Source organism: Sphingomonas ginsenosidivorax, assembly GCF_007995065.1.
Classification (GTDB): domain Bacteria; phylum Pseudomonadota; class Alphaproteobacteria; order Sphingomonadales; family Sphingomonadaceae; genus Sphingomonas; species Sphingomonas ginsenosidivorax.
The window spans coordinates 3010613-3030264 of sequence record NZ_VOQR01000001.1 but is presented as its reverse complement, the minus strand read 5'-3'; the positions used below and the strand labels follow the sequence as shown (position 1 = coordinate 3030264).

Annotated in this window: 17 protein-coding genes; 11 read left to right on the top strand and 6 right to left on the bottom strand. The window is 69.1% G+C overall.

All coding sequences use genetic code 11. The features are described 5' to 3' along the window. Nucleotide 1 precedes the first annotated feature (1 nt). The 4 genes from prsK to FSB78_RS13745 all read left to right on the top strand — a co-directional run bounded on the left by prsK (nt 2) and on the right by FSB78_RS13745 (nt 6252). The gene (prsK, locus tag FSB78_RS13760) at nt 2-2032 is read left to right on the top strand and encodes an XrtA/PEP-CTERM system histidine kinase PrsK (RefSeq protein WP_147083177.1); all 2031 of its coding nucleotides are present in this window, start codon (nt 2-4) and stop codon (nt 2030-2032) included. Continuing rightward, nucleotides 2029-3396: a PEP-CTERM-box response regulator transcription factor gene (gene prsR / locus FSB78_RS13755; RefSeq protein ID WP_422396700.1), complete on the top strand. Its 1368-nt coding sequence runs from the start codon at nt 2029-2031 to the stop codon at nt 3394-3396. The genes prsK and prsR overlap by 4 nt, the downstream gene beginning before the upstream one ends. After that, entirely contained in the window at nt 3389-5386 is a 1998-nt protein-coding gene (locus FSB78_RS13750) for a tetratricopeptide repeat protein (protein WP_147083176.1), read from the top strand. The genes prsR and FSB78_RS13750 overlap by 8 nt, the downstream gene beginning before the upstream one ends. Nucleotides 5387-5448: 62 nt before the next feature. Then, nucleotides 5449-6252: an ATP-binding protein gene (locus FSB78_RS13745; protein WP_147083175.1), complete on the top strand. Its 804-nt coding sequence runs from the start codon at nt 5449-5451 to the stop codon at nt 6250-6252. Nucleotides 6253-6334: 82 nt separating this feature from the next. Here FSB78_RS13745 and FSB78_RS13740 read toward each other — a convergent pair whose 3' ends face one another. Continuing rightward, nucleotides 6335-8110, bottom strand: coding sequence for an ABC-F family ATP-binding cassette domain-containing protein (locus FSB78_RS13740; RefSeq protein ID WP_147083174.1), 1776 nt, complete (start codon nt 8108-8110; stop codon nt 6335-6337). Nucleotides 8111-8218: 108 nt separating this feature from the next. Between FSB78_RS13740 and FSB78_RS13735 the strand changes: the two genes are divergently transcribed. From FSB78_RS13735 to FSB78_RS13725, 3 genes are all read left to right on the top strand, one after another. After that, the gene (locus FSB78_RS13735) at nt 8219-8524 is read left to right on the top strand and encodes a hypothetical protein (RefSeq protein ID WP_147083173.1); all 306 of its coding nucleotides are present in this window, start codon (nt 8219-8221) and stop codon (nt 8522-8524) included. Nucleotides 8525-8659: 135 nt separating this feature from the next. After that, a complete protein-coding gene (locus tag FSB78_RS13730) occupies nt 8660-9325 on the top strand; it encodes a response regulator transcription factor (RefSeq protein ID WP_031393490.1) in 666 nt (221 codons plus the stop codon). A gap of 182 nt (nt 9326-9507) precedes the next feature. After that, entirely contained in the window at nt 9508-10815 is a 1308-nt protein-coding gene (locus FSB78_RS13725) for a sensor histidine kinase (RefSeq protein WP_199743286.1), read from the top strand. Nucleotides 10816-10928: 113 nt separating this feature from the next. Here the strand turns inward: FSB78_RS13725 and FSB78_RS13720 are convergent, their stop codons facing one another. Further along, on the bottom strand, nt 10929-11927 hold the full coding sequence (locus FSB78_RS13720; protein WP_147083171.1) for an LLM class flavin-dependent oxidoreductase: 999 nt from the start codon (nt 11925-11927) through the stop codon (nt 10929-10931). A 152-nt stretch (nt 11928-12079) separates the two neighbouring features. On the opposite strand from FSB78_RS13720, the gene FSB78_RS13715 reads away from it, so the two are divergent. From FSB78_RS13715 to FSB78_RS13700, 4 genes are all read left to right on the top strand, one after another. Beyond that, nucleotides 12080-12745 carry a pyrimidine 5'-nucleotidase gene (locus tag FSB78_RS13715; protein ID WP_147083170.1) on the top strand — a complete coding sequence of 222 codons (666 nt, stop codon included), beginning with the start codon at nt 12080-12082 and terminating at the stop codon, nt 12743-12745. Continuing rightward, nucleotides 12745-13557 (top strand): 2,3,4,5-tetrahydropyridine-2,6-dicarboxylate N-succinyltransferase, encoded by an 813-nt coding sequence (dapD, locus tag FSB78_RS13710; protein WP_147083169.1) that lies wholly within the window; start codon nt 12745-12747, stop codon nt 13555-13557. Before FSB78_RS13715 ends, dapD begins: the two co-directional genes overlap by 1 nt. A gap of 37 nt (nt 13558-13594) precedes the next feature. Next, nucleotides 13595-14569 carry a class II fructose-bisphosphatase gene (gene glpX / locus FSB78_RS13705; RefSeq protein ID WP_147083168.1) on the top strand — a complete coding sequence of 325 codons (975 nt, stop codon included), beginning with the start codon at nt 13595-13597 and terminating at the stop codon, nt 14567-14569. A gap of 221 nt (nt 14570-14790) precedes the next feature. Next, a complete protein-coding gene (locus FSB78_RS13700) occupies nt 14791-15579 on the top strand; it encodes a CPBP family intramembrane glutamic endopeptidase (RefSeq protein WP_147083167.1) in 789 nt (262 codons plus the stop codon). On the opposite strand, the gene FSB78_RS13695 is transcribed toward FSB78_RS13700, so the two are convergent. The 4 genes from FSB78_RS13695 to FSB78_RS13680 form a co-directional block, all read right to left on the bottom strand. Beyond that, on the bottom strand, nt 15491-16252 hold the full coding sequence (locus tag FSB78_RS13695) for an ABC transporter permease (protein ID WP_147083166.1): 762 nt from the start codon (nt 16250-16252) through the stop codon (nt 15491-15493). The genes FSB78_RS13700 and FSB78_RS13695 overlap by 89 nt on opposite strands. Next, entirely contained in the window at nt 16249-17178 is a 930-nt protein-coding gene (locus FSB78_RS13690) for an ABC transporter ATP-binding protein (protein ID WP_147083165.1), read from the bottom strand. Before FSB78_RS13690 ends, FSB78_RS13695 begins: the two co-directional genes overlap by 4 nt. 169 nt (nt 17179-17347) lie before the next feature. Then, nucleotides 17348-18067: a DsbA family protein gene (locus FSB78_RS13685; protein ID WP_147083164.1), complete on the bottom strand. Its 720-nt coding sequence runs from the start codon at nt 18065-18067 to the stop codon at nt 17348-17350. After that, nucleotides 18064-19419 (bottom strand): M48 family metalloprotease, encoded by a 1356-nt coding sequence (locus FSB78_RS13680; protein WP_147083163.1) that lies wholly within the window; start codon nt 19417-19419, stop codon nt 18064-18066. Before FSB78_RS13680 ends, FSB78_RS13685 begins: the two co-directional genes overlap by 4 nt. Nucleotides 19420-19652: the final 233 nt, after the last annotated feature.

Genomic DNA, 19652 nt, shown 5'->3' with positions numbered 1-19652 from the left:
CATGGTCGCGGCCTTGATCCTCTGGGGGCATGCGCTGGCGGCGTTCGTGTTCGCGGCACTCGCGCTCGCGCAGCTTCGGCGACCGCGCGGGCAGTGGCCGCACCGTGCGTTCGTCACCGCGTTGCTGCTGACCGCGCTCTGGGCGCTGGCGGTGGCGGGCATCGACGCACGCGACGTCAGTACGCGGCTGGCCGAGAGTGCGCGCAACATCGCCTGGCTCGGCTTCATGCTCGCCTTGGTCCGCCGCGACCGCACCGGCAACGTCGCGATCGGCGCCGTCTATATCGTCGTCATGGGCGTGGTCGCGGCGGGCGCGGTGTTCGCCATCGCCGGCCTGGTGAAGACCGACGACGAGGCCTTCCGCGCGATCGATTCGGCGCGGCTCGTCTTCCGGATGATGGCGGCGGTCAGCGCGCTCGTCCTCGTCCATCACCTGCACCAGGCGGCGCCGGCGACCCGCGGCGGTATCCGCCTCGTCGTGATCGCGCTGGCGGCGCTCTGGAGCATCGACCTGCTGGTCTTCACCACGGGCTACTTGCAGACGGGATGGCCGCAGGGGCTGATCGCGATGCGCGGGTTCGCGATGGCCGGGGTCGGGCTGCTGCTGATCGTGGCGGTGCACCGCAGCGGCGACTGGACGCTGTCGCTGTCGCGGCCGATCGCGGTGCGCGCGCTGTCGACCGTCGTGCTGGTCGTCTATGCCGGCCTGACCGCGCTCGCGACCAATCTCGCCGACAGCTATGCCGGCGACTATGCGCGCATCGTCCAGACCGCGATCGTGTTCGGCGCGACGACCGCGCTCATCACCTTGCTGTCGACGCCGTGGCTGCGTGCCTGGACCAAGGTGAAGGTCGCCAAGCACCTGTTCCGCCATCGCTACGACTATCGTGCCGAGTGGCAGCGTTTCACCGCCACGCTCGGCACGCCCGGCGACGACCCACTCGCGGAGCGCGTGGTCAAGGCGGTCGCCGACCTCACCGATTCACCGGGTGGCCTGCTGCTCGTTCCCGACGGCGCCGGACTGAGCCCGGGGCCTGCGTGGAACTGGACCGACCCGCCGCACGGACGGGACGAGCCGCTGGCGCACCACCTCGCCGACGGGATCCGCATCGTCGAGCTCGACCGCGTCCGTGCCGGCCAGGCGCCCGCGGACGAGATCGCCAGCGTTCCCGGCTGGCTTATCGACCGTCACGACGCCTGGGCGATCGTGCCGCTGGTCCATGGCGGCAGCCTGATCGGCGCGATCGTGCTGGCGCGTCCCCCGGTCGACCGCGCGCTCGACTGGGAGGATTTCGACCTGCTCCGCGTCGCCGGGCGCCAGGCCGCCAGCTACCTCGCCGAGGATCGCGCGCACTCAGCCCTCGCCGATGCCGCGCGGTTCGACGAATTTAACCGGCGTTTCGCGTTCATCCTGCACGACATCAAGAATCTGGTCAGCCAGTTGACACTGGTGGCGCGCAACGCCGAACGTCACGCAGACAACCCCGATTTCCGCGCCGACATGGTCGCGACCCTGAAGGACTCGTCCGACCGCATGACCACGCTCCTCGGCCGGCTCTCGCACCATAGCGGCACCCGCGACGAACCATTGACGGCCGTCGATGTCGCAGAGCTGATCGAACGCGTCGCCCAACGTCGCCGCGCCCAGCATGCGATCGTCGCGACCGCAGGTCCCGCGCTTGCCCGCGCGCATGCCGCACGCCTCGAACAGGTGCTCGGCCATCTCGTCCAGAACGGCATCGAGGCGAGTGCGCCGGATGCCCCGCTTCGCATCATTGCGGAGACCCGGGACGGCCATGTCGTGATCGACGTCGTCGACCATGGCTGCGGCATGTCCCCGGCGTTCGTCCGCGACCAGCTGTTCCGCCCGTTCGTCTCGACCAAGCCCGCCGGCTTCGGCGTCGGCGCGTTCGAGGCCCGGCAGCTGGTCGGCGCGATGGGCGGCACGCTCACGGTCGACAGCCGCGAGGGCGAGGGGACGCGGTTCCGCATCGTCCTGCCCGCCGCGGATGCGCTGGAGGCGGCCGCATGACCGGCATGCCCGACAAGGACCGGCCCGTCCTGCTGATCGTCGAGGACGATCTCGGCCTGCAGCGCCAGCTCCGCTGGGCCTATGAAGGCTATGAGATCGTCGTCGCGAGCGACCGTGCCCAGGCGCTGGATGCGGTACGCGCGCACGAGCCCGCGGTCGTCACGCTCGATCTCGGCCTGCCGCCCGATCCCGACGGCGTCACCGAAGGCTTCGCGACGCTGCGCGACATCCTGTCGATGAAACCGGACACGAAGGTCATCGTCGCGTCCGGCCACGGCGCGCGCGACAGCGCGCTGCGCGCGATCGCCGACGGCGCCTGGGATTTCTATGCCAAGCCGATCGACATCGACGCGCTGGGCCTGATCGTCGCGCGTGCCTTCCACGTCCACGCCCTCGAAGCCGAGAACCGCCGCCTTGCCGCGCGGGGTGGCGCCGGCGGGTTCGGCGGCCTGATCACCGCCTCGCCCGAAATGGCGCTGGTCACGCGCACGCTCGAACGCGTCGCGCCTGCCAATGTCTCGGTGATGCTGCTCGGCGCCAGCGGCACCGGCAAGGAACTGCTCGCGCGCGGGCTCCACGACGCATCGCCGCGCCGGAAAGGCGCGTTCGTCGCGATCAACTGCGCGGCGATCCCCGAGACATTGCTCGAATCCGAGCTGTTCGGTCACGAAAAGGGCGCGTTCACCGGCGCGGTCAAGACCACCGAAGGCAAGATCGAACAGGCCGCCGGCGGCACGCTGTTCCTCGACGAGATCGGCGACGTGCCGCTCGCGCTGCAGGTGAAGCTGCTGCGATTCCTGCAGGAACGCGTGATCGAACGCATCGGCGGCCGGAAAGCGATTCCCGTCGACACGCGGATCGTCTGCGCCACGCACCAGAATGTCGACGCGATGGTCGCCGACGGCCGCTTCCGCGAGGATCTCTATTACCGCCTCGCCGAGATCGTCGTCCGCATCCCCGCGCTGTCCGAGCGTACCGGCGACGCCACGTTGCTCGCGCGCCATTTCGTGACGCGATACGCAAAGGCGATGAACCCCGGCGTCACCGGCCTCGCCCCCGACGCGCGCGCCGCGATCGACGCCTGGTCCTGGCCCGGCAACGTCCGCGAGCTCGAGAACCGGATCAAGCGCGCGGTGATCATGGCGGACGGCAAGCTCGTCACCGCGGCGGACCTGGACATCGACGGCAAGGCGGCGGACGGCGCCGCGCTCAACCTCCGCGCGGTCCGCGAAATTGCCGACCGCAAGGCGATCCGCCACGCGCTTGCCCGCGCCGACGGCAATATCTCCGGCGCCTCGCGCCTGCTCGGCATCAGCCGGCCGACGCTGTACGACCTCCTGAAAAGCTATGATCTCCATGTCTAGCGCCACCTATCCGCTGCTCCGTCCGCGTCGGAAGCGCCGCCTGCCGCGCGTCTCGATCGGGCGCCGTGGCCGTATCGCCGCTATCCTCGTGCTGTGCGCGGCCGTGCTCGTCGGTGGCTTCGCGCTGCTCCACCGGCAAGCCCCGCCCGATGCGCGCCGCTCGCTGCTCGCCAGCCTGACGACGCTGCGTGCGGGCAACTACAGCGCCGCGCGTACCAACGCGCAGGCGGCGATCGCCGCCGACCCCGGGCTCGGCATCGCGCACGCCGTGCTCGCTCGCGCCTATCTCGAGCTCGGCGATGGCCTGGCCGCCGAAGCCGAACTGACGCGTGCGCGCGATGCCGGGGTACCCGCCGCGCGCCTCCACCAGCTCCAGGCGCATGCCCGCCTGCTGCAGGGCGATCCCGACGGCGCGATCGACGAAGCCGCGAAGGCGACGCCGCGCTACGCCGGGTACGCCACGCGCATCCGCGCCCGCGCGCTCGCCGTGCAAGGCGACACCGCTGCTGCGCAGGCGACGCTCGCGACATTGCTCGATGCGGACCCACAAGACGCTGCCGCCTGGACCGATCTCGGCCGCATCCGCATTAGCGCGGGCGATGTCGGGGGCGCGACGCAGGCCGCCGCGCGCGCCGTCGCGCTCGCACCCGGCGACCCCGCCGCGCTGACCCTGCAGGGCGAAGTGTTGCGCAGTCGCTACGGGCTCGTCGCCGCGCTCCCCTGGTTCGAACAGGCGCTCGCCCGCGACGCCTATTACCACCGCGCGCTGATCCAGTACGCCGCCACGCTCGGCGATGCCGGGCGGTATGCGGACATGCTCTCGGCCACCCGGCGCGCGCTGCAGGCGAAACCCGGCAGCCCGCAGGCGCTGTATCTGCAGGCGGTCCTCGCCGCGCGCGCCGGTCGGACCGACCTCGCCCGCGGCCTGCTCCAGCATGTCGGCCGTACGCTCGACGGCCTGCCCGCCGCGCTGCTGTTGGGTGGATCGCTGGACTACGCCGACGGCAAGTTCGAACAGGCCGCCGCGACCTGGCGCCAGCTCGTTGCCGCACAGCCGATGAACGTCGCCGCCCGCCGGTTGCTCGGCGCCGCGCTGCTGCGTTCGGGCGACCCGCGCGCCGCACTCGAGACGCTCCGTCCGATCGGCGTGCGCGCGGATGCCGATGGCTATGCGCTCGATCTCATCGCGCGCGGGTTCGCGGCAGTCGGCGATCCCGGCGTTTCCGCCCAGTTCCTCGATCGCGCGAACATGGGCGTGGGGGCAGGGGGCCCCGCCGCCAGCTTCGCGACGACCGACGTCGTCGGCGCGCTCCAGGCCGCCGCGACCGACGCCGCCAACGACCCCACCTACGCGGTCGGCGTGATCCGCGGGTTGATCGGCAGCGGTGACACCGCCGGCGCGGTCGCGCGCGCGCAGGCGCTCGTCGCGGCTACGCCCGGCGCCCCCGCCGCGCAGCTCGCGCTCGGCGATGCCTTTGCCGCCGCCAACCGCTATCCCGACGCCGCTACCGTCTATGCCCGCGCCGCCGACCTGGCGTTCGACGAACCGACGATGCTCCGTCTCGTTGACGCGCTCGGCCGTACCGGGCGGGCGCAGGACGCTGCCACCTCGCTGGCGCTGTATCTGTCGCAGAATCCGCAGAGCCTCACCGGCCAGCGGATGCTCGGCCATCTCCAGGTCGCGACGGGAGACTGGGGCGCCGCGATCGAAACGCTGGAAGGCATCCGCCGCCGCATCGGCAACCGCGACGCCGGACTGCTCACCGACCTGTCGCTGGCCTATGCCGGCGACAATGATGAAGCGGTATCGCTCCGCTATGCGCGCGCCGCCTATGCGCTCGCGCCGATGAACGCCGCGGCGGCGGATGCTTACGGCGTGGCGCTCGCCGCCAATGGCGATGTCGCCGGGGCGCGGCAGCTGCTGGTCAAGGCGACGAAGCTCGCGCCGGGCGACACGGCCATCGCCAGCCACCTGAAACAACTGGGCTGAGCGCTGCGGGGGCGACGAAGAAGGATTGTCGGCCCGCCGTCATCCCGTCATGACCCGCTCCCATGACCGACCCGCTGGACCGTATCGCCGCCGCGCTCGAGCGCCTCTCGCCGCCGCCGCCGCCGGTGGCGGACCCGTGCGCGCATCCCGCCTATCTCTGGCGCTCCGGGTCGCTGATCCCGGCGCGCGCGTTCGCGCCGCTGCCGCTCGACATGCTGCTCGGCATCGACCGCCAGAAGGGCACGCTGCTGACGAACCTGCGCCATCTCGCCGCCGGCCACGCCGCGCAGGACGTGCTGCTCTGGGGCGCGCGCGGTACCGGCAAGTCGGCTTTGGTCAAGAGCGCGGTCGCCGCAGTCCAGGGCGAGGGGGCAGATGTGGCGTTGGTCGAGGTGATCGATCTCGACGGCCTGCCCGATCTCTTCGCGCAACTTGCCGGCGTTCGCCGCGCGTTCGTGCTGTTCGTCGACGATCTCGGCTTCGATGCGCCTGCGGAAGCGCGCACGTTGCGCTCGATGCTGGAGGGCGGCGCCGAGCCGCGCCCTGCGAACGTCCGCCTGCTCGTCACCGCCAACCGCCGCCATCTGCAGCCGCGCGACATCGCCGAACAGGACAGCGCGATCAACCCGCGCGATTCGGCCGACGACCATCTCGCGCTCGCCGACCGCTTCGGCCTCAGCCTGGGGTTCCACGCGCTCGATCAGGACGGCTATGTCGCGATCGTCGCGGCGTATGCGAAGGCGCACGACCTGGACTTCGACCCCGCCGAGGCGATCAATTGGGCGACCCGGCGCGGGAGCCGCTCGGGCCGCGTCGCCTGGCAATATGTCGTCGACCTCGCGGGCCGGGCAGGGCGCGCGCTGTAGCGTCCGTCACCCTGAACTGGGTTCAGGGTCCACCGCGCCAGGAACGCTGGCGCCAATGGTGTCGTGGGTGCTGAACCGGGGGTTATCCCAGCCCCTCGACCATCTCCGCCAGCTCCATCCACCGCAGCTCCGCCGCGTCCTTCTCCGCCCGCGCCGCCTCGATCGCCTTGGTCAGCTTCGCGAACGTCGCATGGTCGCGGGTATAGAGATCGGGCTTCGCCAGCGCGGTCTCGTCGCGGGCGATCTGCGCGTCGAGTGCCTCGATCCGTGCGGGCAGCTGGTCGAAGTCGCGCTGGTCCTTGTAGGTCAGCTTGACCTTGGGTGCTGCGGGCGCGGTCGGTGCGACCTTGGTCGAGGCGCGCTTGCCGCTGGTCTGCGGCTTGCGGCGCTTTTCCCAGTCCTCGTAACCGCCGGCGACGACGTCGACCGTCCCCGAGCCGTCTAGCCCCAGCGTGATCGTCACGGTGCGGTCTAGGAAGTCGCGGTCGTGGCTGACGATCAGCACGGTGCCGTCGTAATCGCCGATCACCTCCTGCAGCAGGTCGAGCGTCTCGAGATCGAGGTCGTTGGTCGGCTCGTCGAGCACGAGCAGGTTCGATTTCCGCGCAAACTCGCGCGCCAGCAGGAGACGCGAGCGCTCGCCGCCCGAAAGCGACCCGACCTTCGCATCGACCATGTTGGGGTCGAACAGGAAGTCCTTCAGGTATCCGTGGATGTGCTTGCGCACCCCCAGCACGTCGATCCAGTCGCCGCCATCGGCGACGACTTCGCGCACCGTCTTCTCGGGCGCCATCAGGCTGCGCTGCTGGTCGATCACCACCGCGTCCAGCGTCTTGGCCAGCTTGATCGATCCCGAATCCGGTTCGATCTCGCCCGTCAGCAGCTTGAGAAGAGTCGACTTGCCCGCGCCGTTGCGGCCGACGATCCCGATCCGGTCGCCGCGCGTCACGCGCAGCGTCAGGTCGTCGATGATCGTGCGCAGGCCATAGCCCTTGGACACGCCCTTCGCGTCGATCACCACCTTCGAGCGCGCGTCGTCGGTCCCGGTGACGAGGTTCGCCGAGCCCTGCGGCCCCAGCATCGCCGCGCGTTCGGCGCGCATCTCGTGCAGCTTGGTGAGGCGCCCCTGGTTGCGCTTGCGCCGCCCGGTCACGCCGCGCAGCAGCCAATGCTCCTCGAGCTTCAGCTTCGCGTCGAGCCGCTCGGCGTTGCGCTGCTCGTCGGCATAGACCGCCTCGGTCCACGCATCGAACCCGCCGAAACCGATCTCCGCGCGCCGGATCGCCCCGCGATCGAGCCACAGCGTCTGCTTGGTCAGCCGCGTCAGGAAGGTACGATCATGCGAGATCACCACGAACGCGCCGCGGAACCGCTTGAGCCAATCCTCGATCCATTCGATCGCGCCGATGTCGAGATGGTTGGTCGGCTCGTCGAGCAGCAGCACGTCGGGGTCCTGCGCCAGCGCGCGGACGATCGCCGCGCGCCGCCGCTCGCCGCCGGACGCCGACGCCGCCTCGCGCGTCAGGTCGATCCCGAGCTGGTCGGCGATCGCATCCGCCTCGTAGGACAAGGGCGCATCGTCGCCCGCCATCACATAGTCGGCGAGCGTCGCGAACCCGCGCAGGTCGGGTTCCTGCTCGAGCACGACGACGCGCGTGCCCGGCACGATCGTCCGCCGCCCCTCGTCACCCTGGACCGACCCGCCGAGCAGCTTGAGCAGGGTCGTCTTGCCTGCGCCGTTGCGGCCGATCAGCGCGAGCCGGTCGCGCGGCCCGATATGGATGTCGAGGTGACGAAAAAGCCACCCCGACCCCTGGATGATGCCGAGGTCTTCGAATGCGAGTATCGGTGCTGCCATGCCGCGCAGGTAGGGCCGGCATGTGATGCAAGCAAGCCACGCTCGCCTTTCGTCGTGCGCACGGCTCCATTCACAGGCTGTTCAACGCAACAGGCCTATGCCACCGCCATGAAGATGTTGCTTCTCCTGGCCTTGGCCGCGACGCCCATACCGGCTCTCGCACTGGCAGCGGTGCCCGATCAGCGCCGCGGCGACCAGATGTCGGCGTTCGAGGCGCGGCGTCAGGGCCGCTCGATGTCGCTCCGCGAGATCGAGGCGCGCGTGATCCCGACGATGAAGGGCGCGCAATATATCGGGTTCGACTATGATTCCGGTGCCGCGATCTACACGCTGAAATTCCTGCGCGACGGCAACGTGATCTGGGTCGACGTCGATGGTCGGTCGGGGCAGGTCGTCGGCCGCACCGGGCCCTGAATTGCCGATCGTAACCCCCACCCCGTCATGCCGGAGGTGTTCCAGCATCCATCGTTCCACAAATCGGGTGGCTTGGAGTATGCGGCACCATGGACCCCGGGCCACGTCCGGGGTGACGACATCGAGGAGACTATCATGCGCGTTCTGATCGTAGAGGACGAGCCGAATCTCGGCGCACAGCTCAAGAACACGCTGGAAGGCGCAGGCTATGCGATCGACCTCGCGGTCGACGGCGAAGAGGGCCATTTCCTCGGCAGCACCGAGAATTACGACGCCGTCGTGCTCGACCTCGGCCTGCCCGAGATCGACGGGCTGACCGTGCTCGACCGCTGGCGCAAGGAGGGCAAGGTGATGCCCGTCCTCGTCCTCACCGCGCGCGACAGCTGGTCGGACAAGGTCGCCGGGCTCGACGCGGGTGCCGACGATTACGTCGCCAAGCCGTTCCAGAGCGAGGAACTGATCGCCCGCCTGCGCGCGCTGATCCGCCGCGCGAGCGGCAACGCCTCGTCCGAACTGACCGCAGGCGACATCCGCCTCGACACGCGCAGCGGCAAGGTCACGCGCGCCGGCGAGCCGGTCAAGCTGACCGCGCAGGAATACAAGCTGCTCAGCTACCTGCTCCACCACAAGGGCAAGGTCGTCAGCCGCACCGAACTGATCGAGCATATCTACGACCAGGATTTCGACCGCGATTCGAACACCATCGAGGTGTTCGTGACGCGCATCCGCAAGAAGCTCGGCCAGGACGTGATCACCACGATCCGCGGGCTCGGCTACAGCCTCGAAGATCCCGACGCGTAAGCCCCGTCACCCTGAACTCGGTTCAGGGTCCACCTCTCCTCGGGCGATGGCGCTGGTGGGGCGGTGGATGCTGAACCAAGTTCAGCATGACGAAGGAGAGAGGACTACCCGTGGACGCGATATCTCCGGCAGACGGGCCGATCCGCACCCCGGCGGCGACCAAGGGTTCGCTCTCGCGGCGCATGATCCTGATCGCGGCGGTGTGGATCATCGTCCTGCTGTCGGGCGGCGGCTTCGCGCTCGATCGCGTGCTGTCGTCCGCGGTGACGCGCAACTTCGACGACCAGCTCGAATATGTACTGCGCTCGCTGCTCAACTCGTCCGAGATCGGCCCCGAGGGCGAGGTGATCTTCACCCGCGAAGCCGCCGACCAGCGCTTCGTCGAACCGGGGTCCGGGCTCTATTGGCAGGTATCGGGCAAGGGGCGCGAGGATTTCCCGTCGCGCTCGCTCTGGGACCGTCGGCTTGCCCATGGTGGCGGGCACGACGACCGCAACGTCCATGTCTACAACAGCACGCAGTTCCCGGACGAGAAGCTGCGCGTCGTCGAGCGCGACGTGATGCTGCCGGGCTCGCCGGTCCATTGGCGGTTCCAGGTCGCGCAGAGCCGCGACGGGCTCGACGCGCAGATCACCGTGCTGCGCCGGACGCTGGTCCGCAGCTTCGCACTGCTCGCGGTCGGGTTGATCGTGCTCGCCGCGCTGCAGACCTTCTACGGCCTGTGGCCGCTGCGCCGCGTCCGCGAGGAGATCGCGCGGATGCGCGCCGGCCAGTCGACGCGGGTGTCGAGCGCGATGCCCGTCGAGGTCGCGCCGATGGTCGAGGAGCTGAACGCGCTGATCGAACATAACGAGCGCCAGGCGGAGGAAGCGCGGCGCCACGCCGGCAACCTCGCGCACGCGCTCAAGACCCCGCTTACCGTCATCATGAACGCCGCCACCGCGCAGAGCGAGGATCTGGCCGACACCGTGATCCGCGAGGCCCGGACGATGCGGCGCCAGGTCGACCATCATCTCGCGCGCGCCCGCGCGGTCGGCCGGCGCGGCTCCGCGCACAGCCGCGCCGATGTCTGGCCCAGCCTCGAATCGGTCGAGCGCGCGGTGGGGCGTCTCTACCGCCACATCCGCCTCGACGTGACCGGGCCACGGGGCCTGCAGGTCCATGTCGAGCGCCAGGATCTCGACGAGATGCTCGGCAACCTGATCGAGAACGCGGCCAAGTACGGCGGCGGCAGCGTGTTCGTCACGGTCGGCGCGCAGGCGGGCTTCGTCGAGTTCCTGATCGAGGACGACGGCGTCGGCATCCCCGAGGAACAGCGCGTCCGCATCTTCGATCGCGGTGTGAGGCTCGATACCGGCAAGCCGGGGACCGGCCTCGGCCTCGCGATCGTGCGCGACGTCGCCGAGATCTACGAGGGCACGGTGAGTCTCGAGGAGAGCGAAGATTTGGGCGGGTTGCTGGTTCGCCTCAGACTCCCCGCAGCGAATTAGCTGCTCCCCTCCCTGGAAGGGAGGGGTCGGGGGTGGGTTGGTTTGGGGCGCTGCGTGTCCCCGACAACCACCCACCCCCAGCCCCTCCCTTCCAGGGAGGGGAGCAGCATCGGTCAGGCCGCCACCCTCAACTCGCCCATCACCTCGGCGGTGATCGCCAGGCTCCGCTTGCGTGCCTCATGATCATAGATCGCACTCGCGACCATGACCTCGTCCACCCCGGTCCGCGCGACGAACGCCGCGATCTCGCGCGCGACCTTGGCCGGGCCGCCGACCGCCGAACATTGCAGCACATGGTCGAGGATCGCGGCGCCCTGCGCGCCCAGCGATGCGCGGTACCCCGGAACCGGTGGCGGCATCTGCCGCGGGTTGCCGGTGCGCAGCGCGACGAACGACTGCTGCTGCGAACTCGCGAGCAGCTCCGCCTCGTCGTCGGTGTCCGCGGCGAACACGTTCAGCCCCGCCATCACGTGCGGCTTCGCCAGCCGCGCCGACGGCTTGAAATCGCGACGGTAGATCGCGAGCGCGGCATCGAGCGAATCGGGGGCGAAGTGCGAGGCGAACGCATAGGGAAGCCCGAAGGCCGCCGCGAGTTGTGCGCCGAACGTGCTCGATCCCAGGATCCACATGTCGACATTGGCGCCCGCACCCGGCGTCGCGGTGATCCCGGTCTGGCCGTCGTCGGCAAAATAGCTCTGCAGCTCCAGCACGTCCTGTGGGAAGGCGTTGGCATCGGTCTCGAGCGTGCGGCGCATCGCGCGCGCGACACGCTGGTCCGATCCCGGCGCACGGCCGAGGCCCAGGTCGATCCGCCCGGGGAACAGCGCGTCGAGCGTCCCGAACTGCTCGGCGATCACCAGCGGCGCATGGTTGGGCAGCATGATCCCGCCGGACCCGACGCGAATCGTCTTCGTGGCGGCGGCGATGTGGCCGATCACCACCGCGGTTGCCGCTGACGCGATCCCCGTCATGCCGTGATGCTCGGCGACCCAGTAGCGGGTGAAGCCGAGGCTCTCGGCATGCGCGGCAAGGTCGGCGGCGTTCGCCAGCGACTGGGACACGGTGCCGCCTTCGACGACGGGAACGAGATCGAGGAGTGAATAGTGGGTCATGGTCAGGAGATGGGGAGGAGTGCACGGGTTGCAAACCTCGATCAGCTTGGCGTGGGCAAAGCTGGTGTTGTCCGGGACGGGGTCCGGGGCGGGCGCCAACCACGCCGACCCGCCCTTGCCCGCGCTCGCGCCGTTGCCTAGAGCCTCACCTCATGCTCGAGCGCCTTGCCCCGATCCGCAACTGGATCTTCGACCTCGACAACACGCTGTACCCCGCGTCCGCCAATCTGTTCGATCAGGTCGACCAGCGGATGACCGGTTTCATCCAGGACCTGCTGGGTGTCGACTGGGATGAGGCGCACCGCGTGCAAAAGGCGTATTTCCATGGCCACGGCACCACGCTGTCGGGGCTGATGACCGAGCATCAGGTCGACCCGCACGCGTTCCTCGCGCATGTCCATGACATCGAGATGGACGTGCTCGAACACGACGCACCGCTCGTCGCCGCGATCGCCAAGCTGCCGGGCCGCAAGCTGGTCTTCACCAACGGCGACACCCCCTATGCGACGCGGATCCTCGAGCGGCTCGGGCTCGCCGCCAGTTTCGAGGCGATCCACGACATCCATGCGATGGGACTGGTGCCCAAGCCGCATGCCTCGGCCTATGCGGGGTTTTGCGAGACGTTCGGGATCGACCCGATCGAATCGCTGTTCGTCGACGACATGTCGCGCAACCTTGCGCCTGCCAAGGCGATCGGCATGACCACCGTCTGGGTCGACAACGGCTCCGAACAGGCGCCGGCCGATGTCGACCACGACCATATCGATTTCACCGTGCCCGCGCTGACGCCGTGGCTCGAAGCCATCCTGGAGAGATGATGACCCAGTTGCAGACGATTATCGACCAGGCGTGGGAAGAGCGCGCGACGCTCGGCCTGGATACCAAGGGCGAGGTCCGCGATGCGGTCGAGACCGCGCTCGGGATGCTCGACGCCGGCACCGCGCGCGTCGCCGAACCGACCGCGACCGGCTGGCAGGTCAACCAGTGGCTGAAGAAGGCCGTGCTGCTCTCGTTCCGCCTCAACGACAACGTGCTGGTCGACGGCGGCTCGGCCGGCGCGCCGGCGTTCGACAAGGTACCCTCGAAGTTCGCGGGCTGGGGCGAGGCCGAGTTCCGCTCGGCCGGCATCCGCGTCGTGCCCGGCGCGGTCGCGCGCCGTGGCAGCTTCATCGCCAAGGGCGCGATCCTGATGCCGAGCTTCGTCAATATCGGCGCCTATGTCGGTGAAGGCTCGATGATCGATGCCTGGGCGACGGTCGGCTCCTGCGCGCAGATCGGTGCGGGCGTGCACATCTCGGGCGGCGCCGGCATCGGCGGCGTGCTCGAACCGCTCCAGGCGGACCCGGTCATCATCGGCGACGGCGCGTTCATCGGCGCGCGCTCCGAGGTGGCGGAGGGCGTTCGCGTCGGCGAGGGCGCGGTGCTGTCGATGGGCGTCTATCTCGGCGCCTCGACCAAGATCATCGACCGCGCGACCGGCGAAGTCTTCAAGGGCGAGGTGCCTCCCTATGCGGTGGTCGTGCCCGGCAGCACCGGGGGCGATCTCGGCCTCTACTGCGCGGTCATCGTCAAGCGCGTCGACGCGCAGACGCGGTCCAAGACCAGCATCAACGACCTTCTCCGCGATTGATTTCGCACCCCTACCGACCATCAGCCAAAGGATCATCATGACTGCAGCTCCAAGCCAGGTCCTCGACCGAGTCCTCGTCCTCGAAATGGTCCGCGTGACCGAAGCGGCCGCGATCGCCGCCTCCGTGCTCACCGGCCGCGGCGACGAGAAGGCGGCCGATGCCGCTGCGGTCGACGCGATGCGCACCGCGCTCAACGAACTCTACATGGACGGCACGGTGGTGATCGGCGAGGGCGAGCGCGACGAGGCGCCGATGCTCTATATCGGAGAGAAGGTGGGTTCCGCGATCGGCACCGGTCCGAAGATCGACATCGCGCTCGACCCGCTCGAGGGTACGACGATCTGCGCGACCGCGGGGCCGAACAGCCTGGCCGTGCTGGCGATCGCCGACGAGGGCGGCCTGCTCAACGCGCCCGACGTCTACATGGACAAGATCGCCGTCGGCCCGGGCTATCCCGAGGGCATCATCGACCTCGACAAGACCCCGACCGAGAACATCACCGCGGTCGCCGCGGCCAAGGGCGTCGCGCCGCGCGACATCATCGTCTGCGTGCTCGATCGCCCGCGCCACGAGGCGCTGATCGCCGAGCTGCGCTCGATCGGCTGCGGCGTGATGCTGATCGGCGACGGCGACGTCGCGGGCGTGATCGCGACGACCAACCCCGACACCACGATCGACGTTTACATGGGCTCGGGCGGCGCACCCGAGGGCGTGCTCGCCTGCGCGGCGCTGCGCTGCGTCGGTGGCCAGTTCAAGGGCCGCCTGTTGTTCCGCAACGACGACGAGCGCGCGCGCGCCGCCAAGTGGGGCGTGACCGATCTCGACAAGCAGTACGACCTGTCCGAGCTCGCCAAGGGCGACTGCATCTTCGCGGCAACCGGCGTCACCGACGGCTCGCTGCTCGCCGGCGTCAAGCGCAAGGGCGGCAAGATCATGACCACCGAGAGCGTCGTGATGCGCGCCTCGTCGGGCACGGTCCGCTGGGTCAAGGGCGAGCACCGCATCGGGTGAGCCGCTTTCCCGGGCCTCCGTTCCCCCGCGAAAGCGGGGGTCCGGGAGTCCCGGGCGCCGCGCTGTCTGGCGCTGGATCCCGCCTACGCAGGCAAACGGACAGGATAAAACCCATCCCGTCACCCCGGACTTGGTCCGGGGTCCACCGTGCCGCAAACCAGATCGCCTTAGGGTGTGCGGCATGGTGGATGCCGGAACAGGTCCGGCATGACGGAGGAACTATGCCCCTCATCCTCCTCCTCTCCGCGCTCGCCGCCATCGCCTGGTTCCTCAAGGGCGATCTCGGCGAATATCGCCGCTTCAAGACGCTCTCCGACACCGCATCGCGCCAACGCCGCTACCGCCTCTGGATAGCCAAGGCCGCACTCGCCTTCGCGCTACCGGCACTGATCGGTCTGGCGATGCTCGGTCGCCTAAATGCGCTGGCCACCCTGCCACCCGAGTTCGCCGCGGCCCGCGCGCTGCTCCCAGATTTCACCGGCGGCCCGGGCGCTCTCCTGACCGGCATGCTCGGCGGCGCAGCGGTCGGCGGGCTCGTCGTCGGTATCTTAGCCGCCACGCGCCGCAAGCGCGCTCCGGTCACCCCGCTCGGCGACGTCGATAGTTTAATCCCGCGCAACCGCGCGGAAATGGTGCACGCCGCGATGCTGTCGGTCGCCGCGGGCATCACCGAGGAACTTGCCTTCCGGCTCTACCTGCCGCTGCTGATCGCGCTCGTCACCGGCAGCGCGCTGCTCGCCTTCGCCTTGGCCACGCTGATCTTCGCCGCGATGCACCTCTACCAGGGGTGGAAGGGCGTCGCGGCGACGATGGTCGTCGGGCTGGTGATGGCGGCCATCTACCTGATGACGGGCGCGCTGTGGCTGGCGATGCTGCAGCACGCGCTCATCGACCTGAACGGCCTCGTCGTGCGCCCGTGGCTCAGCTCTTCATCCGCCAGCCGGTCCGGAAGATCACCGCGATCACGACCAGGCACGCCGCCAGGAACGCCGCCGTCACCGCAAGGCTGATGCCCACCGCCACGTCGCCGACGCCGAAGAAGCTCCAGCGAAACCCGCTGATCAGATACACGACCGGGTTGAACAGGCTGACCGTCCGCCACGGCTGCGGCAGCATGTCGATCGAGTAGAAAGCGCCGCCGAGGAAGGTCAGCGGCGTGATCAACAGCGCCGGCACGAAGTTCAGCTGCTCGAACCCCTGCGCCCAGACGCCGATGATGAACCCGAACAGGCTGAACGCGACCGAGGTGAGGATCAGGAACGCCACCATCGCGAACGGATGCTCGATCCGGAGCGGCACGAAGAACGCCGCGGTGGCGAGGATGATCAGCCCCAGGATCACCGACTTGGTGGTCGCCGCGCCGACATAGCCGATCACCATCTCCATCGCCGATATGGGGGCGCTCAGCAGCTCGTAGATCGTGCCGGTGAACTTGGGGAAGTAGATCCCGATCGAGGCGTTGCTGATGCTCTGCGTCAGCAGCGACAGCATGATCAGCCCCGGCACGATGAAGCTGCCATAGCCGACCCCGCCGACCTCCTGCATCCGGCTGCCGATCGCGCCGCCGAAGACGATGAAATACAGGCTGGTGGTCAGCACCGGCGTGACGAGGCTCTGCCACAGGGTGCGCAGCGCGCGCGCCATCTCGAAGCGGTAGATCGCCCAGATACCATGGGTGTTCATGCGCGCTCTCCAACCAGGTCGACGAAGATGTCCTCGAGGCTCGACTTGCTGGTCTCGAGATCCTTGAAGCCGATCCCGAGCTCGTTCAGTTTCCGGAGCAGCGAGGGGATACCCGTATGGTCCGCCTGCGCGTCGAACACGTAGCGCAGCGTCTTGCCGTCATTCTGCAGCGACAGGTCCCAGTCCGCCAACTCGGGCGGAACCGTCGCGAGCGGCTCCTGCAACGCGATGTCCATCTCGCGCTTGCCGAGCTTCTTCATCAGCGACGCCTTGTCGTCGACGAGCAGCAGGCGGCCCTTGTCGATCACGCCGACACGGTCGGCCATCTCCTCGGCCTCCTCGATGTAATGCGTGGTCAGGATGATCGTCGTGCCGCCTTCGCGCAGCCGGTGGACCAGCTTCCACATGTCGCGGCGCAGCGCGACGTCGACGCCGGCCGTGGGTTCGTCGAGGAACAGGATCTCGGGTTCGTGCGCCAGCGCCTTGGCGATCAGCACGCGGCGCTTCATGCCCCCCGACAGCGCCATGATCTTGGCGTCGCGCTTGTCCCAGAGCGACAGGTCGCGCAGCACCTGTTCGATGTACGCGCTGTGTCCCGACCGTCCGAACAGCCGGCGGCTGAACGTGACGGTCGCCAGCACGGTCTCGAACATGTCGACGTTGAGTTCCTGCGGCACCAGTCCGATCCGCCGCCGCGCCTGCTTGAAGTCATGGATCGCGTCGTGTCCCGCGACGGTGATCGTGCCGGCGGACGGCGTGACGATGCCGCAGATGATGCTGATCAGCGTGGTCTTGCCCGCACCGTTGGGCCCGAGCAGCGCGAAGATCTCGCCGCGTCTGATATCCAGATCGACGGGATGCAGCGCGGTCGTGCCGCTCTTGTACGTCTTGGTCACGCCCGCGACGGACAGGATGGTTTCGGTCATTGAGGCCCCCTTGCGGGTGGGAGATGGGGGCGGGGTGGTGCCAATGATAGCCCGCGACAAGTCTTTTACGCTCAGCCGTCATGCCAGCGAAGGCTGGCATCTCGTGGTGGGGTTCGCGACCTGGCACCACGAGACCCCAGCCTTCGCTGGGGTGACGGGAAGGGGCGCGCTACCCGGCCCGCGCCGCCGCGATCGCCTTTTGCAGTTCCTCGATCGGCAGCGCGCCCGAGAGGACGCGGTCGCCGACGACCCAGGCCGGCGTGCCGGTGACGCCGAGTTTCGCCGCGGTCTCCATGTTCTTGCCGATCTCGGCGTCGGCGGTCGCCGCGAACCCCGCCGCGCCGCCCGTATCGACCCCCGCGGTCGCGCTGGCACGCGCGATCGTGGCCTCGCTCACCGGCCCCGCCGCATAGAGCGCGTCGTGGAACGCCCCGAACTTGCCCTGCTGCGCCGCAGCCAGGCTCGCCCGCGCCGCGGTGCGGCTCTGCGGGCTCAGGATGGGCAGGTCGCGGAACACGACGCGCAGATTGGGATCGGCGGCGACCAGCTTGGCGATCGTCGGCAGGCTGGCGCGGCAATAGCCGCAATTATAGTCGAAATATTCGACCAGGGTGACGTCCCCCTTGGGGTTGCCGGTCCAGGCGCTGCCGAACGGCGTGACGATCGCCGGTCGGTTGGCAGCGACGGCCGTACCCGATTCGCGCTCCTGCAGCTTCTGCATCGCCTGGGGCAGCAGCTCGCCATGCGCCAGCACATAGTCATGGACGATGCCCTCGACCTGCGCGCGCGCCAGCCCGCCGGGCGCAGCCTGACGATCATAGCCCCAGACGGCGAGGCCGCCGATCGCGGCGCCGGCGACCGCGATGGCCGGCAATGTCCATTTGCTCATTTGCGTCGCTTATATTGCTTGGGGTTGTCGTCCATCACGTTCTGCGCGGCCATGACGATGTCCTGCGCGCGGATCCAGTCGGGCGTGTTGGGCGGGATGTTGGCGAGCGCATATTGCCCGCTGGCGGATGCGGTGCGCATGTCGCCGGCCATGCTCGCGCGCTCGGCGGTGGCCAGACTCGCGCGTGCGGTATCGCCCGTCAGTTCGTAGACCGTGCCGAGCTGCATCCAGGTGAACGGATTCTCGTCGTCGCGCCCGACCGCGGTGCGCAGCACGCGCGTCGCTTCCGGGTAGTTCGCCTTGTCCTCGGTCGCGATCAGCGCGTGGCCGAAGGTCGTCGCGATCAGCGGGTTGTTGCGCGAGCCCTCGGTCGCGGCGCGCAAGGGTTCGAGCGCCGCCGCGGGCTTGCCGGCCTCGAGCAGGATCTGGCCCTTGATCTCGAGGAAATAGGGATCGGTCGGCGCGGCGCGGATCAGCGCGGCGGATTCGGCGTCGGCTTTCTCCGGATAGCCTGCCTTGTGATACGCATAGGCGCGCGCGTAATGCGCATAGACCGACTGGTCCGACGGCGGATATTGCTGCAGCGTACGCGGCGCAGGCTGGACATAGCCGGCGAGCTTCGCCTTCACCCGCCGGAAGCGTTCCTCCAGCGCTGCGTCCGGCTTGTTGGCCCAGGCAGGGGATGCCTGAAGGTCGGCGCTGAGCGTCGCGACGCGTTCGCCCGACAGCGGATGGCTCTGCATGAACGGGTCGATATTGGTGGTGCCGTAGCGATATTCCTGCTGCTGCAGCTTCTTGAAGAAACTGAGCATGCCGCGTCCGGACACGTTCGATTCGCGCAGGAATTTCGCGGCGGTCGCGTCCGCGGTCGACTCCTGGACGCGGCTGAAGGCGAGGTAGTTGCCCATCGCCGCCTGTTGCCCCGCCGCCATGATCCCGCTGCCCGCCTCGGGGCTGCCCGCGGCCATCGCCGCCAGGCCCAGCACCATCGACAGCAGGTACATGCCCATTGCCGGCTTGCTGCCGCGGTCGGCGAGCACGACGTGCCCGTCGGCAATATGACCGAGTTCGTGCGCGATCACGCCCTGAACCTCGTTGGCGTTGTCGGCGGCCTGGATCAGGCCCGAATGGACATAGACGGTCTGCCCGCCGACGACGAAGGCGTTGATCGACTCGTCGTTGATCAGCACAACCTTGACGTCGCGGGGCGACAGCCCGGCCGCCTTGATCAGCGGGGTCGACATGTCGGCGAACATCGCCTCGGTCTCGGCATCGCGCAGGATCGACTGCGCCTGTGCGGGCTGGACCCAGAGGAGAAGGGCGGCGGTTGCGGCGGCGACGATACGCTTCATGCGCGCGTTATCGGCGTTTCGGGCCGGAGGGGCAACCGGGGGCGGGCAACCTCTCTTCCGTTCGCCCTGAGCGCAGTCGAAGGGCTGTTTTCATCCTCCCCCGCCAGGGGGAGGTGGCACGCGCAGCGTGACGGAGGGGGCGGATAGGGGGCGCTCGGAGTGCGGGAAGGCGGCGCTCGGAGTGTCGAAGCGCATCGCTTGCCGCCCCCTCCGTCGCCTTCGGCGCCACCTCC